Origin of the sequence: Curtobacterium sp. HSID17257, from assembly GCF_003989515.1 — a bacterium.
Lineage (GTDB): Bacteria > Actinomycetota > Actinomycetes > Actinomycetales > Microbacteriaceae > Curtobacterium.
The window spans coordinates 16,294-31,830 of the sequence record NZ_RBLU01000034.1 but is presented as its reverse complement, the minus strand read 5'-3'; the positions used below and the strand labels follow the sequence as shown (position 1 = coordinate 31,830).

The following is a 15,537-nucleotide window of genomic DNA, read 5'->3' as shown; positions in this document are numbered from 1 at the left end:
GGCGTAGGCGAGGGTGGTGGTGGCGGGGTCGGAGGTGCGTCCGTCGACGGTCTGGGTGACGGTGAAGGACTGGTTGCCCCAGCCGACCTTGCTCGGGTTGATGCCGAAGTCGAACGTGCCGTTCTTGGTCGCCTTGGTGCGGATCACCTCGTTGTTGTTGTTCTTGATGGTGATCAGGGCTTCCGGGGTGACGCCGTTGCCCTTGATGTGGGCCCACTGCTTGACGTTCTCGGGGAAGTAGCCCTGCACGTGCGCCGGCGTCGCCGGCTTGGCGTCCTTGACGCTCACGTTGACCTGGGCGTTGTTGAACTTGCCGCCCTTGGTGTACTGGTTCGCGAACAGCTGGTAGGTGCCGATCGGGAGCGTGATGCCAGGGTCGGCCTGCACGGACCAGTTGGTCGTGCCGGTCAGGGTGGTGGTGCCGAGCTCGGTGCTGATGCCGACGCCCTTGATACCGATCACTGCGCCGTCGACACCGGTGCCGGTGAAGGTCTGGCCGTTGCTGATGATCTCGCCGAGGTTCGTCGGGTCGGTGAAGGTCGGTGCGGTGTTGGGGGCGTAGGCGAGGGTGGTGGTGGCGGGGTCGGAGGTGCGTCCGTCGACGGTCTGGGTGACGGTGAAGGACTGGTTGCCCCAGCCGACCTTGCTCGGGTTGATGCCGAAGTCGAACGTGCCGTTCTTGGTCGCCTTGGTGCGGATCACCTCGTTGTTGTTGTTCTTGATGGTGATCAGGGCTTCCGGGGTGACGCCGTTGCCCTTGATGTGGGCCCACTGCTTGACGTTCTCGGGGAAGTAGCCCTGCACGTTCGCCGGCGTCGCCGGCTTGGTGGAGTCGGTCACCGTCACGGACGAAGCACCCGCTGCCGTGAACGCGCCGAAGTTGCTGGTGCCGCTCACGGTGAACGCGGCGTTCCCGGTGCCCGGCGTCACGCCCGCGATCGGGAGGCTCCAGCGGGCCTTCTCGCCCGCAGCACGTGCCCAGCCGTCCTTCGTGTTCAGGGTGACGGTGGCCTTCGCGCCGCCGTCCTTCACGGTCAACGTCGCGGTCGAGTTGCCGTCGGTCAGCCACTGGCCGTCGCCGTCGAGGTACTGGCTCTTCGAGGCGCCGACGACGAACTTCGTCCCCGCGGGCGCGGTCACCTCGAACGTGGTGTCCTTGAGCGACGTGAGCGCATCAGTCGCCTCGAGGCCGAGGAACAGGTCCTTCGTCTCGCCGACCTGCATCGATGCGTCGAAGCCGAGAGCGTCGGTCGCGACGCCGCCGTTCTGCACCGGTGCTGGTGCGACCTCGACGGAGATCTTTCCGTGGCCGATGATCGGCGTGGTGTTCTCTGCCACGATGTCGACACTGCCACCGGTCAGCGTGTCCCCGGCCATCTGGCCGTCGAGGACCTGCAGCTTGAACTGGATCTTCCGGAAGCTGTCCGACCAGGTGTTGTCGCCGGTGATGGTCGCCGTCTTGCCGTCTGCCGCGACGGAGCCGGTCACAGCGGCACCGCTCCCACCCGCGCCTCGTGCGGCGACGAACTTCGTGCCCTCAGGAGCGTGGAGCGTGACCTCGCCCTGCTTCTTGGAGGAGATCGACCCCGACACCCAGTCGGTCGTCGACCCAGCCGGAGTCGCTGGGACGTCGAAGGTGACCTTCGCGCCGGTCTTGATCGAGAACGAGCCCTCAGCAGCCACGTCCTCTTGCCCGGCCTTCTTGATGGTCGCAGTTCCACCGGTGATCGTCGTGTCCGGCGCCGCGTCGTCGTTCACGCGCAGCTTGAACTGGATCTTCCGGAAGTCATCAGCCCAGGTGTTGTCACCCGAGAAGAACGCGGTCCGACCGTCGTCCTTGATCTGCCCGGGGATCGTCGTGCCGCTACCCACGCCCAACCCTCGTGCTTCGACGATCGTCGTGCCCGCGGGTGCCTTCAGCTCGAGCTCACCCTTTGTGCCGTCCGCAAGTGAGCCCTCAATCCAATCCGTGGTCGCACCGGGCGCGCTTACTGCTTCTTCGAACGCAATGTCCCCCGCCGCATCCTCGAGAACGTCCAGCCACAACGCGTCACCAAGCATGGACGCGTAGGGCGTGGAACTCATGGGACCCCCTCCCACGACCTTGTAGTCCGATACTCCCCAGTCGCTATAGTCGCCGACACCGCGGATTAGACCGTCGGCTTGAAGCAAGAAAGTTTGAAGAGTATCACCATTGCAAGTCTGCATCTTCACCATGCCGTACGGCTGGTCGTTGAGCGTGAGGCATTTCTCAGTGTCAAGCGATTTGATGGGGCCGGTCGTGCCTCGAGCGGGGAACGTCCACGTGCCGCCCTTTCCGATTTGAACTAAGTCCCCCGATACGACCCAGTTCGCGCGGTTCCCGTAACCAACCGCGGTCTTTGTCTGGAACGGTCCCATGAGTCGGGACCCATAGGGATCGATGGAATCGGCGGACGCTGAATCGACTGTCATAGGCAGCGCGGCAACAGTGGCGAGGGCAACGCCGGTCGCGACGGCCCTCCGGAGGAATGACTTCATGTGAAGAGATGTCTTTCGGATCGAGGCCACGCGCGCACGATGCGCCGGGCACTGGTCATAGGACATAAGAAATATCACCTACTCGACTGAAGACCTTCCGAGTGCGATGACTACCCGAACCTGCGCCCACCTGACGCAACTTCTCCGCCCAGGGCTTGACGCACGCAGCAGCCTGAGTAAACTTGAGTGCAGCGGACGCAACTCCGCGTAGGCTTCAGCAAGACCACGAACCCAACCGAAGGAGCACCACAACATGGGACGTGCAGTAGGCATCGACCTCGGAACCACCAACTCGGTCGTCAGCGTGCTCGAGGGCGGCGAACCCACCGTCATCGCGAACGCCGAGGGTCTCCGCACCACGCCGTCGATCGTCGCCTTCACGAAGGACGGCGAGGTCCTCGTCGGCGAGACCGCCAAGCGCCAGGCCGTCACGAACGTCGACCGCACCATCGCGAGCGTCAAGCGCCACATCGGTACCGACTGGAAGGTCGACATCGACGGCAAGAGCTACACGCCGCAGGAGATCTCGGCCCGCACCCTCGGCAAGCTCAAGCGCGACGCCGAGCAGTACCTCGGTGAGGACGTCACCGACGCGGTCATCACCGTCCCGGCGTACTTCAACGACGCCGAGCGCCAGGCCACGAAGGACGCCGGTGAGATCGCCGGCCTCAACGTCCTCCGCATCATCAACGAGCCGACCGCTGCGGCGCTCGCCTACGGCCTCGACAAGGGCAAGGAAGACGAGCTCATCCTGGTCTTCGACCTCGGTGGCGGCACGTTCGACGTCTCCCTGCTCGAGGTGGGCAAGGACGACGACTTCTCCACGATCCAGGTCCGTGCGACCTCGGGCGACAACCGCCTCGGCGGCGACGACTGGGACCAACGCATCGTCGACCACCTCGTCAAGAAGTTCAAGAGCGAGCACGGCGTGGACCTGTCGACCGACAAGATCGCGAAGCAGCGCCTGAAGGAAGCGGCTGAGCAGGCCAAGAAGGAGCTCTCGTCGCAGATGTCGGCGAACATCCAGCTCCCGTACCTGACGCTGACCGCCGAGGGCCCGCTGAACCTCGACGAGACCATCTCGCGCGCGCAGTTCGAGCAGATGACCTCCGACCTGCTCGACCGCACGAAGAAGCCCTTCAACGACGTCATCAAGGAGGCGGGTGTCTCGGTCAACGACATCGCGCACGTGGTGCTCGTCGGTGGTTCGACCCGCATGCCTGCCGTGGCCGAGGTCGTCAAGAGCCTGACCGGTGGCAAGCAGCCGAACCAGGGCGTCAACCCGGACGAGGTCGTCGCCGTCGGCGCCGCCCTGCAGGCCGGTGTCCTGAAGGGCGAGCGCAAGGACGTCCTGCTCATCGACGTCACGCCGCTGTCCCTCGGCATCGAGACCAAGGGCGGCCTGATGACGAAGCTCATCGACCGCAACACCGCGATCCCGACCAAGCGCAGCGAGACCTTCACGACCGCTGACGACAACCAGCCGTCGGTCGCGATCCAGGTCTTCCAGGGCGAGCGCGAGTTCACCCGCGACAACAAGCCGCTCGGCACCTTCGAGCTCACCGGCATCGCGCCGGCTCCCCGTGGCGTGCCGCAGGTCGAGGTCACCTTCGACATCGACGCCAACGGCATCGTGCACGTGTCCGCGAAGGACAAGGGCACCGGCAAGGAGCAGTCGATGGTCATCTCCGGCGGCTCGTCGCTGCCGAAGGAGGACATCGAGCGCATGGTCCGCGAGGCCGAGGAGCACGCCGCCGAGGACAAGGCCCGCCGCGAGGCCAACGAGCGTCGCAACCAGGCCGAGCAGCTCGTCTACTCGATCGAGAAGCTCATCAAGGAGAACGACGAGAAGCTCCCCGCGGACGTCAAGTCCGAGGTGCAGGGCGACGTCGACTCCCTCAAGTCGGCCCTAGCGGGTGACGACGACGAGGCCGTGAAGACCGCGTTCGACAAGCTCAACGAGTCGCAGGGCAAGCTCGGCCAGGCCATCTACGCCCAGCAGGACGCGGGCGCCGCGGCCGGTGGCGAGCAGCCGGCCGGCGACCAGCCCCAGCAGGACGACGAGGACATCGTCGACGCCGAGGTCGTGGACGACGAGGACGACAAGGACAAGAAGTAACGATGACGGATCCCAAGGACAACGTGCCCGAGGACGCCGAGCCCCAGGTCGAGGGTGACGCGACCAACGCGCAGGAGCCCGAGGACCTCGTCGAGGCGGAGGGGCCGGACGTCGAAGTGCCGACGGACGCCCCGGCCGCCGGCGGCCCCGAGAGCGACCTCTCCCCGGAGGACCAGGCCCTGCTCGACGACGCGGCCCGCGGCATGGAAGAGGACGAGCTCTCACAGGCCGACCGCGACCTCGTCGCCGACATGCGCGCCGACATGCTCCGCGCGCAGGCCGAGCTGGTGAACTTCCGGAAGCGCGTCGAGCGTGACCGTGATGCGAACCGCGACGCCGTCATCGCCGAGGTCGTCCGCGCCCTGCTGCCGGCCCTCGACGACCTGACCCGCGCCGAGGCGCACGGTGACCTGACCGAGGGCCCCATGCAGGTCATCGGCCAGAAGATCCGCGGCGGCTTCGAGAAGTTCAAGCTGGTGCAGATCGGCGAGAAGGGCGAGCTCTTCGACCCGAACGTGCACGAGGCGATCGTGCAGCTGCCGACGCCGGGTGCGACCGACCAGACCGTGGCGGACGTCGTGGAGCCGGGCTACAAGCTCGGCGACCGCGTGCTCCGCGCGGCCAAGGTCGCGGTTGCGGTCCCCGCCTGAGGCTCGGGAAGGAGGTAGGGATTCATGGCCAGTCAGGACTGGTTCGACAAGGATTTCTACAAGGTCCTCGGCGTCGACAAGAAGGCGAGCGAAGCTGAGCTGAAGAAGACCTACCGGAAGCTCGCCCGGCAGTACCACCCGGACTCCAACCCGGGTGACGCTGCCGCCGAGTCCCGCTTCAAGGAGATCAGCGAGGCGTACTCGGTGCTCTCCGACAAGGAGCAGCGCGCCGAGTACGACCAGGTCCGCGCCATGGGTTCCGGCGCCCGCTTCACCGCGGGTGGCCCGGGCCAGGGCGGCGGCTTCGAGGACGTCTTCGGTGGGATGTTCGGCCAGCAGGGCGGGCAGCGTGTCCGCTTCGGCCAGGGCGGGGCCCGCGGCGGCGCCGGCGGCTTCGAGGACATCCTCGGCGGCATGTTCGGCGGCGGACAGGGCTTCGGGCAGCCGTCCGGCGGCTTCCGCGGCTTCGGCGGTCCCACCAAGGGCCGCGACGTCACGGCGTCGACGACGCTCGACTTCACCACGGCGATCGCCGGCGACACCGTCAAGCTCGCGCAGGGCAACGGCCGACCGGTGAACGTCCGCATCCCCGCGGGCGTCGCCGACGGGCAGAAGATCCGCCTGCGCGGGCGCGGCGAGCCGAGCCCGGACGGCGGAGAGGCCGGCGACCTGGTCGTCAGCGTTTCCGTCCGGAAGCACCCGGTCTTCGAGCGCGACGGGCAGCACCTCCGCGTGGACGTCCCCGTGACGTTCGTCGAGGCGGCGCTCGGCGCGACGATCCAGGTCCCCACCCTCGGTGGCGATCCGGTGAAGCTCAAGGTCGCCCCCGGCACGCCGTCCGGCCGCGTCCTGCGTGTCAAGGGTCGCGGCGTCGCGACGAAGAGCGGCACGGGCGACCTGCTCGCCAGCGTGCAGGTCGCGGTGCCCTCGCACCTGTCGGACAAGCAGCGTGAGGCCGTCGAGGCCCTCCGCGCCGTCCTGCCCGACGAGGACCCCCGCGAGGACCTCCTCGCCAAGGCGCGCAGCTAGCGCTGCGCAACCAGCACGACAACCGGCCTGGAGGCTCGGCGCGGCTCCGTCAGGAAGCCGCACCGGGCCTCCAGGCTGGTTCTGCACCAGGCCGACGACGGAAAGGAACCAGCCATGACCGACATGGACGAGAACTCGCCCGTCTTCGCGATCGCGGTGGCGGCGGAGCTCGCCGAGATGCACCCACAGACGCTGCGGCAGTACGACCGGCTCGGCCTGGTCGTGCCGGGCCGCACCCGCGGCGGCTCACGCCGCTACTCGATGCGCGACGTCGCGCAGCTGCGCGAGATCGCGCGGCTCGGGTCCGAGGGGGTGTCGCTGGAGGGGATCCGGCGGGTGCTCGACCTCGAGAACGAGAACCAGCTCTTGCGTGACCGTGTCCGCGAGCTGGAGCGGGCGCTCGCCGATCAGCTCATCGCGCGGCCTGGTGCTCGTGTCTTCGCGGCGACGACGACGGGCGCCGCAGTGCCGTTGCGCGCCGGCATGCGACCGCAGCGGAACACCGCCGTGGTGCTGTACCGGCCCCAGCGCTGACGTCAGACGTCCGGCGGATCGAAGAGGTCCCGACGGACGGCGTCGACCGCGGTGCACCGGGGGAGCGCGGGGCGGTCGTCCTCGGAGGAGCAGCGCTCGGGGCGGCGGGCGCGGACGGTCTCGATGACCGAGCGGACGCAGGATGCGCACACGTCAGGACCGCCCGCGGTCGGGGTCCGGGAGCAGGTGGACCGTCCAGGTCGCCCGTTCCGCCAGGCGTCCGTCGCGGCAGTCGATCGCGACCCGGAGGGCCACGAGGCCGTTCCGGATGTGTTCCCACGGCAGCGCAGCCCGGATGTCGTCGTGCCGCAGGCGGTAGGTCAGGCCGTCGAGGGTCCCGCTCAGCGCCGCCACGAGCAGGCGGTTGTCGCACGCCGCCAGGAACGTCCGGTAGACCGGGGTGATCGCGTCCGAACCCCACTGCCAGGTGGGCATCGCCATGCAGTCGAGCACGAGCCCGATGCGGCGGAAGAGCGCAGCGCGGTCGCGGTCCTCGAGGTCGCCGATCGTGGTGCGGACGACGCCTCCGAAGAGCAGGCCGAGGGTCTGCAGCGTCGGGACGAGTTCGTCGCGACGGGGGACCGTGACGCGCGTGTACCGGTTCGGGCGGAACTCGACGAGACCGAGGTGACCGAGGTCCGACAGGGCTTCCCGCACCGGCGTCCGGGAGCATCGCAGCCGGAGTGCGAGCTGTTCGTCGTCGAGCAGGGTGCCCGGGCCGAGCGCCCCGCTCATGATCTCGTCGCGGAGGCGTTCTCGCGCCTGGTCCCGCAGCCGAGGGCGCACCCCGGCTTCTGGCGAAGCGAACATCGGCCCCTCTCGCTCGTCCTGCCGCTGCCTCGTCGTGCAACGGTCTCCTCCGAGCGTACGGGCTTGGGATACCAGCGGTACCGGTGATATACCGCTGCGGCAGTCCCGGTCTCGGATCCGCATCACCGTCTGGGTACCCTGGGGCCGTGCCATTCGACTTCGCCGACCACTTCCGGCGCTCCCCGGTCAACGACGAGCCCGACCTCGTCGCGATCGACGGCACCGACCGCTTCATGCTCGACGAGGCACCGCACGTGCACGGGGACGCGCTCCGGCAGCCCGGTGAGGTCGCCGTCGTCGACGACCGGTACGGGGTGCTGACCCTCGGCGCGATGACCGTGCACGGTGCGTCGGGCATCCGCGTCGTGCAGGACTCGCTCGTCGGGGTGCGGGCGCTGCAGGCGAACGCCGGGACCTTCGGCCGCAGTGGCTTCGTGCTGACGGAGTCGCTCGAGCAGGCGTTCCGCGACGTCCGGCTCGTGCTCCTCCGGCTGTCGAAGTCGAACGACCGGCTCGACGAGCTCGCACGCGCTGTCGCATGGTGGGCGGCCCCCGACGTGGTGCTGCTCTGCGGTGGGGTCTCGAAGCACATGAACCTGTCCCAGAACGACGTCCTGCGCCGGTACTTCGGCGAGGTCACGGCGTCCCGTGGGCGCGGCAAGTCGCGGCTGCTCGTCGCCCAGGACCCGCTCCGCGCGACGGCGGTGCGCGCCGACGCCACGAACCCCTGGCCGCGCTCGGTGCACGTCGACGAGCTCGGGATGACGCTCGTCGCGCACGGCGGGGTCTTCGCGGGGACGTCACTCGACCAGGGCACCCGGGTGCTGCTCGACGTGATGGACGACGCCGTGCCGTCGGCGCGGGTCGCCGTCGACCTCGGGTGCGGGAACGGCGTCATCGCGACCGCGCTGGCGCGCCGCCGTCCGGCCGTCAAGGTGGTCGCGACCGACGTCTCGGCGATCGCCGTGGCGTCGACGCGGGCGACGGCGGTGGCGAACGGCGTCGCGGACCGGGTGACGGTCGTGCGGTCGGACGCGGGCGACGAGCTCGACGACGGGTCCGCGAAGCTCGTGCTCTGCAACCCGCCCTTCCACGAGGGCACCACGGTGAGCACCGACGCGGCCGAGGCGATGTTCCGGAACGCGGCCACGATCCTCCAGGCCGGCGGTGAACTGTGGTGCGTCTGGAACTCGCACCTGCGGTACCGACCCGTGCTCGAGCGGCTCGTCGGGCCGACCCGGCAGGTCGTGCGGACCGCGAAGTTCACGGTGACTGCCTCACGACGCGAGGCCTGACGCGGGAGAGCCCCGTCACGTGACGTGACGGGGCTCTCCGTGGGAACTGCTTCAGATGTGGACGGGCAGCTGGACGGACTTGCCGCCCGACGTGATCGTGATCACGTGGTCGCCCTTCGCGAGGCCGGTGAGGGAGAGCTTCCCCTGGCCGTCCGCCTTGATCGAGCCGACCGCGAGCTGGCGGTCGCCCTCGTGCGCCTGGAGGCCGCCGATGCCGGAGGGAAGACCCCACACGGTGATCTCCGCCGAACCGGTCAGGGCGCTGGTGCTGGTGACCGTCGCCTCGAGGGCGCTCGCGTCGTGATCGCCGTTGCCGATGGTGAGGGTGCGCTCGACCCGCTCGCCACCGATGGTCGCCATCGCGGTGACCGTGGTGGTGAGTCGCTCCGGGGCGGTGACGACGACGTTGCGGAGCTCCTCGTCGTCGAGCGTCACCTCCTTGCTCTCCCCGTTGGCGGTGACGGTGACCTCGGTGCCCGCCGGTCCGCGGACGTCGACGCTCACGCGACCGGCGTCGATGCGGGTGGAACCGACGGTGAACGCGGTGTCGGAGGCGCCGTCACCGGGCTGCTCGGTGCCCTCGCCGGGCTGTTCGCCCTCGTTCCCACCGCCGGGCTGCTCGGTGCCGTCGCCGGGCTGCTCGCCCTCGTTGCCGTCACCGGGCTGCTCGGTGTCGCCTGCGGAGTAGGTGATCGTCCACGGTGCCGTCCGGTACTTGCCGGACTCGTCCTGGTACGACGCGACGAGCTCGTTCACGCCGGGGCGCAGGTCGCGTTCGAGGGAGAGCGTGAAGTCGCCGTCGGCGTCCGTCTTCGCGTCGCCGAGGTACTCGCCGGCATCCGGGTCGACGATCGACACGTTGCGGTACGAGCCCGGGGTGTGGCCCGTGATGGTCGGACGGGCATCGTGCACCGTCGAGCCGCTCGCCGGCGTGGTGATCTCGAAGCGCTGTGCCTGCTGCTCGTACGTCACGTCGAGCGACTGGCCACGGAGCCAGGAGCCGTCGGTCTGCTGGTACCGGAAGACGAGCTGGTTCTGCCCGGTGTTGAGTGCGCCTTCGAGCGTCACCTTCCAGTTGCCGTGCTCGTCAGCCGTGGCCGCGCCGAGAGCGGGACCGGCGGGCCCGCCGACGGACACGTGGGTGCCGGCAGGAGCCGTGCCCTCGATGGTGGGACGCGCCGTGCGCACGGTGTCGCCGTCGTGGAGGCTGGTGACCTCGCCGACGACGGTCTGGTCGCCGGGCTGCTCGCCCTGGTCGCCGCCGCCGGGCTGTTCGCCTTCGTCGCCACCGCCCGGCTGCTCGCCGCCGCCGGGCTGTTCGCCGTCGTTCCCGACCTGGGCAGCCGCCCAGTTGCTCTGCGTGAAGGCCTCGCGGTTCGGCGTGTCCAGCGGGACGGACTGGTCGACGGCCCGCACCCAGACCTCCTCAGCCGCGGCGCCGCCCGGCACCACGATCTCGAACGAGGCGTCGGTCCGCGGGGGCGCCGAGGTGACGACGTCCCGGCGGTCGAAGGACGCCTCGATCGTCGCCTCCGCGTTCGCTCGACCGCGGACCACGAGGTCGTCCCCGCGGCGCTCCGTGGACTCGATGACCGGAACGGCCGCGAAGGCGTCCAGGTGCGCTTGGGACGGCGTGCTGTACGACCCGTCCGACCGCACGACCGCGGCGGTGACGACCTGCGGGCCGGAGACGAGCGGCGCGAGGTCGCACGAGTACCGCTTCGGGAGGGCCACCGTGGCGGTGCCCTCGCAGAGCAGACGTCCGCGCTGGTCGACGACCTTGAGCGTGCCGCCCTCGATCGAGCTGGTGGCGACCAGGCCCGGCGTCGCGAGACCGGTCTCGAAGACGGGGAGGCCCCCACGATCACCGACCGACCCGGCGCCCTGGATCGTGAAGATGCCGGTGGAGCTCGCACCGACGGGGTTCTCGGCGGTCGCGCCGGGGATCGACGGCAGGTCGGGACCGGCCGTCGCCGCGTTGGCGGCGGTGACGAACCCGGTGGAGGTGAGGACGAGTCCGAGTGCGGCTCCGGTGGCCGCACGGGTGAACTTGCGCATGATTCCTTCCTGTACCCGAACGGAGGCGTCGGGGACGGGAAGCAATGTTGTATGTTGAATACTGATTATATTCCCCATGCGAGGCGTACGAACGACGAAGCGCCCCGCCGGTCGGCGGGGCGCTTCGTCGTCGCGTCGTCGGATCAGGCCGGGACGTAGTCGAACGTGTCCGGGTCCGGGCCCGTGCGGTGGCCCTTGTCGAGCGAGGTGATCGCCGTCATGTCGTCGTCCGAGAGCTCGAAGTCGAAGATCGCGAAGTTCTCCTCGACGCGCGAACGCGTGACCGACTTCGGGAAGACGATGTCGCCGCGCTGGATGTGCCAGCGGAGGACGACCTGCGCCGGGGTCTTGCCCGTGGCGCCGGCGATGCGGGTGATGGTCTCGTCGTCGAGCACGAGGCCCTGGGCGATCGGGGACCAGGCCTCGATCGCGATGCCGTGCTCGGTGCCGTACGCGCGGAGCTCGTCCTGCACGAGGTACGGGTGCACCTCGATCTGGTTGACGGCCGGGGTGATCGTCGTCTCGGCGGCCAGGCGGTTGAGATGGTGCGCCTGGAAGTTGCTCACACCGATCGAGCGGGCGGTGCCGGCGTGGTACAGCTCCTCCATCGCCTTCCAGGTCGGCACGAAGTCCGACACGGTCGGCAGCGGCCAGTGGATGAGGAAGAGGTCGGTGTACCCGCCGAGCAGGTCGGCCGACTTCTTGCCGTTCTCGGCGGCGAGGGCCGGGTCGTGGAAGCCGTTGTTGAGCTTCGAGGTGACGAAGATCTCCTCACGAGGGATGCCGGACGCCTCGATGGCCTCGCCGACCTCCTTCTCGTTGCCGTACATCTCGGCGGTGTCGATGTGGCGGTAGCCGACCTCGAGCGCGGTGAGCGTCGCTTCCTTCGTCTTCTCGGGTTCGATCTGGAAGACGCCGAAGCCGAGCTGCGGGATGGTCTTGCCGTCGTTCAGGGTGATGTTCGGAACGGTCATGACGCCATGCAACCAAACGCCCCTCAGGAGGCATTCCGGCAACACTCAGTCGAGCGCGCCGCGCGCGGGAACCGGACCGGTCAGGCGAGTGCCGCCTCGATGTACGCGAGCAGGGCGTCGCCGTACGCCACGGCCGCGTCGTCGCTCCGGAACTCCTGCGCGACCCCGCCGATCGTCGCCGTCACGACGAACCCCGCGGTGAGCGACACGAACGCCGACCCGAGCAGGCCGCGGAGCTGGTCCTCGCGGGGGAGCCAGAGCGACTCGGACGCCTCGACCGAGTCGAGCGCCCACTCCGTCGTGCCGTTGAAACCGAGCGAGGTGCCGCTCGGGTGGTCGTGGCGCTCGACGGTCATCTCGGACACCGTGTAGACGTCGTCGTCCACCCCCGGCTTGTCGATCACGAACCGGTCGCCCGTCGCCGGGTGCCAGCGGAGTCCGGCATCGCGCAGCGACCGGGCGAGTTCGACGGTGATCACCGCACCACCCTGCCACGCAGGACCGGAGGGCGGACGGGACCCGACGGGGTGCGTCGCCGTGAGGACACGTTCGTGCTGGCCGTCGTCGGGGACGTGGTCGTCGGCAAGGTCGACGTACTAGCATCGCCGAGCACCCCCGCGCGCGGCGAGCACTCGTCCGCGCGCGCGGACGCGACGACGCCTGGGCAACCGGTGCCGTGCCTCCCGGCCGCTCACGCGACCACGGGCGCGACCGCCGGCCGGTGTCACGGTCCCGGGGCGGCCACGAGCCGCCGCCGGGTCCTGTCCGCCCTCCCCGTCCGCCCAGCAAAGGACCCGCATGACCCTCGAGCGCGAGGAACTCCGCGACGACTGGACCGTGGCGATCGCCGGCGACCAGCTGCCGGCCGGAGCGCCGGCCGGGATCGCGGGTCGCACGATCCCCGCCACGGTGCCGGGGCAGGTGCACACGGACCTCGAACGCGAGGGCCTCGTCGCCGATCCGACCGTCGACCGCAACGAGGACGGCGCGAAGTGGGTCGGGCGGGCCGACTGGGCCTACCGGCGCACCGTCGACGTCGCACCGCGGGGGTTCGAGCGCGTCGACCTCGTCTGCGAGGGGCTCGACACGGTCGCCGAGCTGAGCCTCGACGGCGTGGTCGTCGGCACCACCCGGAACATGCACCGGCGGTACCGGTTGGACCTCAACGACGTGCCGGGTGCCGCGGGCGACCGTGAGCTCGAGCTGCTCTTCGAGTCGCCCTACCGCGAGGCCGGCCGGGTCGCCGCCCGCGCCGGCTCGATGCCGGGACCGTACGACGAACCGTTCCCGTACATCCGCAAGCAGGCGTCGAACTTCGGTTGGGACTGGGGCCTGACCGCGGTGACGAGCGGCCCGTGGCGTCCGGTCGCGATCGAGCGCTGGTCGACGGCGCGGCTCGCCGAGGTGAAGCCGCTCGTCGACGTCGAGGCGGGTGAGGGCGTCCTCGACGCGCACGTCCGCGTCGAGCGGTCCGGGATGAACGACCTCGACCAGGACGGTGAGGACGACGACCTCGTGCTCGTCGTCACGGTCGCCGGCCCGACGGTGGACGGCGGGACGACCCGACAGCGTTCGCGGGCGCAGCTGACGCCGAAGGACGACGAGACGGTCGTCACGGTGCGCGTGCCCGAGGTGCGGCGCTGGTGGCCGCGCGGCTACGGCGAGCAGCCCCGCTACGACGTGACCGTCGAGCTGCAGACCGTCGACGGCGAGGTCCTGGACCGCCGGACGGCGAAGACGGGCTTCCGCTCGGCCCGGATCGACACCGCCGACGACACGATCGGCAAGCCCTTCGCCGTCGTGGTGAACAGCACCGTCATCGACGTCCGCGGCGTGAACTGGATCCCGGACGACGTCATCGTGTCGCGGGTGGACCGCGCGCGGATCGCCGACCGGCTCGGCGTCGCCGCGGACCTCGGCGTGAACCTCGTCCGCGTGTGGGGCGGCGGGGTCTACGAGTCCGACGACTTCTACGACGTCTGCGACGAGCTCGGCCTGCTCGTCTGGCAGGACTTCGCGTTCGCCTGCTCGGCCTACCCCGAGATCGAGCCGATCCGCAGCGAGGTCGTCGCCGAGGCCCGGGACAACGTCGCACGCCTGGCCGGCCACCCGTCGCTCGTGGTCTGGAACGGCAACAACGAGAACATCTGGCTGCACGACGCGGACGGCTGGGCCGACGAACTCGGCGATCGTGGCTGGGGACTCGACTACTACCTCGACCTGCTGCCGACCATCGTCGACGCGGTCGACCCGTCGCGCTTCTACACGGTCGCCTCGCCCTGGTCGGGTTCCGAGAGCCTGCCCGCGAACGACGTCGACCACGAGACGCACCACTCGTGGGACGTCTGGAACCGGCTGTCCGACGACCACTACCGCGACTCGGTGCCGCGCTTCGTCTCCGAGTTCGGGTGGCAGGCGCCGCCCGCGTGGCGCACGCTGCGCGACGCCGTCACCGACGAGCCGTTGCGCGTCGACTCGCCCGGTGTGGTGCACCACCAGAAGGCCGACGACGGCATGGGCAAGCTGGCGCGGGGAATCGAGCCGCGCTTCGGGTCCGTGGATCCGGCCGAGTTCGACCGCTGGCACTACCTGACGCAGCTGCAGCAGGCGCGGGCGATCGCCACCGGTGTCGAGCACTGGCGGACGCACTGGCCGCGGAACACCGGCGTCATCGTCTGGCAGCTGAACGACCTGTGGCCGGTGGCGTCGTGGTCGGCGATCGACTCCGCGGGACGGCTCAAGCCGCTCGCCCACGAGCTGCGTCGCCTGTACGACGACGTCCTGCTGGCGATCCGGCCCGTCGTGCGTCCGTCCGCTGACGACGACGTGGTGCCGACATCGTCCGGAGACCGGCCTGGAGGCGCGGACCGCGTCGACACGTCGGCTCCCGTCGACGGGGTGGCCCGGACCACCCCCGACACCGATACCGCCGACGGCGCCGCCGAGTCCGGTGGGCTCGTCGACACCCTGTCCCTCGGGGTGTCGCCCGGGTCGTTCGGGCACTCGCCCGTCGAGATCGCGGTGCGGTCCTCCCGCGGCGGGCGCGACAGCGTGGTGCGGGTCCGGCGCATGCACGTGTCCGGCAGGATCCTCGCCGAGGTCACGCTGCCCGTGCGGCTGTCGGAGGCCGGCGTCGCCGTCGTCGACCTCCCGGAGTCGGTCGGCGTCCTCGACCATCCGACCCGCGAGCTCGTGGTGGCGGACATGGACTGGCGTCGTGCGGTCTGGACCGCTTCGCCCGACAAGGACGTGCGGTGGGAGCCGGCGCGGTACCGCACGACGGTCGCCCCTGCTGCCGACGGCGACGGACACGACCTGGTCGTCGAGGCGGAGTCGCTCGTGCGGGACCTGCTCGTGCAGCCGGACCGCATCGCCCCGACCGGCACCGTCGACCGCGGGTTCATGACGCTGCTGCCGGGCGAGCGCGTGGGCTTCCGGGTCCGCGGGCTGTCCGACGCGGAGGCTGCTCGACTCACGGAGGGCGCAGCGCTCTGGTCCCTCACGGACGCTCTGACTCGGGTCGGATCTCGCACTTCACACTGATATAC

The 15,537-nt window shown here is 70.0% G+C and carries 11 protein-coding genes; 6 read left to right on the top strand and 5 right to left on the bottom strand.

The features are described from left to right. Window positions 1-1,872: hypothetical protein (locus tag D8M35_RS07690; protein WP_148113341.1), on the bottom strand; the 1,872-nt coding region annotated here is incomplete at its 3' end. Window positions 1,873-2,773: 901 nt separating this feature from the next. Here D8M35_RS07690 and dnaK point away from each other — a divergent pair. The 4 genes from dnaK (at window position 2,774) to D8M35_RS07670 (ending at window position 6,852) form a co-directional block, all read left to right on the top strand. After that, complete coding sequence (dnaK, locus tag D8M35_RS07685; RefSeq protein ID WP_126891315.1) at window positions 2,774-4,639, top strand: molecular chaperone DnaK; 1,866 nt, start codon at window positions 2,774-2,776, stop codon at window positions 4,637-4,639. Window positions 4,640-4,641: 2 nt separating this feature from the next. Further along, window positions 4,642-5,289 carry a nucleotide exchange factor GrpE gene (locus D8M35_RS07680; RefSeq protein ID WP_126891314.1) on the top strand — a complete coding sequence of 216 codons (648 nt, stop codon included), beginning with the start codon at window positions 4,642-4,644 and terminating at the stop codon, window positions 5,287-5,289. Window positions 5,290-5,313: 24 nt separating this feature from the next. Then, on the top strand, window positions 5,314-6,318 hold the full coding sequence (locus D8M35_RS07675) for a DnaJ C-terminal domain-containing protein (RefSeq protein ID WP_126891313.1): 1,005 nt from the start codon (window positions 5,314-5,316) through the stop codon (window positions 6,316-6,318). A 123-nt stretch (window positions 6,319-6,441) separates the two neighbouring features. Further along, complete coding sequence (locus D8M35_RS07670) at window positions 6,442-6,852, top strand: heat shock protein transcriptional repressor HspR (protein ID WP_126891319.1); 411 nt, start codon at window positions 6,442-6,444, stop codon at window positions 6,850-6,852. Between the two features lie 153 nt (window positions 6,853-7,005). On the opposite strand, the gene D8M35_RS07665 is transcribed toward D8M35_RS07670, so the two are convergent. After that, entirely contained in the window at window positions 7,006-7,662 is a 657-nt protein-coding gene (locus tag D8M35_RS07665) for a GntR family transcriptional regulator (RefSeq protein WP_161972621.1), read from the bottom strand. Window positions 7,663-7,808: 146 nt separating this feature from the next. Here D8M35_RS07665 and D8M35_RS07660 point away from each other — a divergent pair, with 146 nt between their 5' ends. Next, entirely contained in the window at window positions 7,809-8,957 is a 1,149-nt protein-coding gene (locus D8M35_RS07660; protein ID WP_238638140.1) for a class I SAM-dependent methyltransferase, read from the top strand. Between the two features lie 51 nt (window positions 8,958-9,008). On the opposite strand, the gene D8M35_RS07655 is transcribed toward D8M35_RS07660, so the two are convergent. The 3 genes from D8M35_RS07655 to D8M35_RS07645 form a co-directional block, all read right to left on the bottom strand. Next, window positions 9,009-11,015 carry an Ig-like domain-containing protein gene (locus tag D8M35_RS07655; protein ID WP_126891311.1) on the bottom strand — a complete coding sequence of 669 codons (2,007 nt, stop codon included), beginning with the start codon at window positions 11,013-11,015 and terminating at the stop codon, window positions 9,009-9,011. Between the two features lie 143 nt (window positions 11,016-11,158). Next, window positions 11,159-11,989 carry an aldo/keto reductase gene (locus D8M35_RS07650; protein WP_126891310.1) on the bottom strand — a complete coding sequence of 277 codons (831 nt, stop codon included), beginning with the start codon at window positions 11,987-11,989 and terminating at the stop codon, window positions 11,159-11,161. Window positions 11,990-12,069: 80 nt separating this feature from the next. Beyond that, window positions 12,070-12,468 carry a pilus assembly protein CpaE gene (locus D8M35_RS07645; protein ID WP_126891309.1) on the bottom strand — a complete coding sequence of 133 codons (399 nt, stop codon included), beginning with the start codon at window positions 12,466-12,468 and terminating at the stop codon, window positions 12,070-12,072. A gap of 319 nt (window positions 12,469-12,787) precedes the next feature. On the opposite strand from D8M35_RS07645, the gene D8M35_RS07640 reads away from it, so the two are divergent. After that, window positions 12,788-15,532 carry a glycoside hydrolase family 2 protein gene (locus D8M35_RS07640; RefSeq protein ID WP_126891308.1) on the top strand — a complete coding sequence of 915 codons (2,745 nt, stop codon included), beginning with the start codon at window positions 12,788-12,790 and terminating at the stop codon, window positions 15,530-15,532. The last annotated feature ends 5 nt before the right edge of the window (window positions 15,533-15,537 follow it).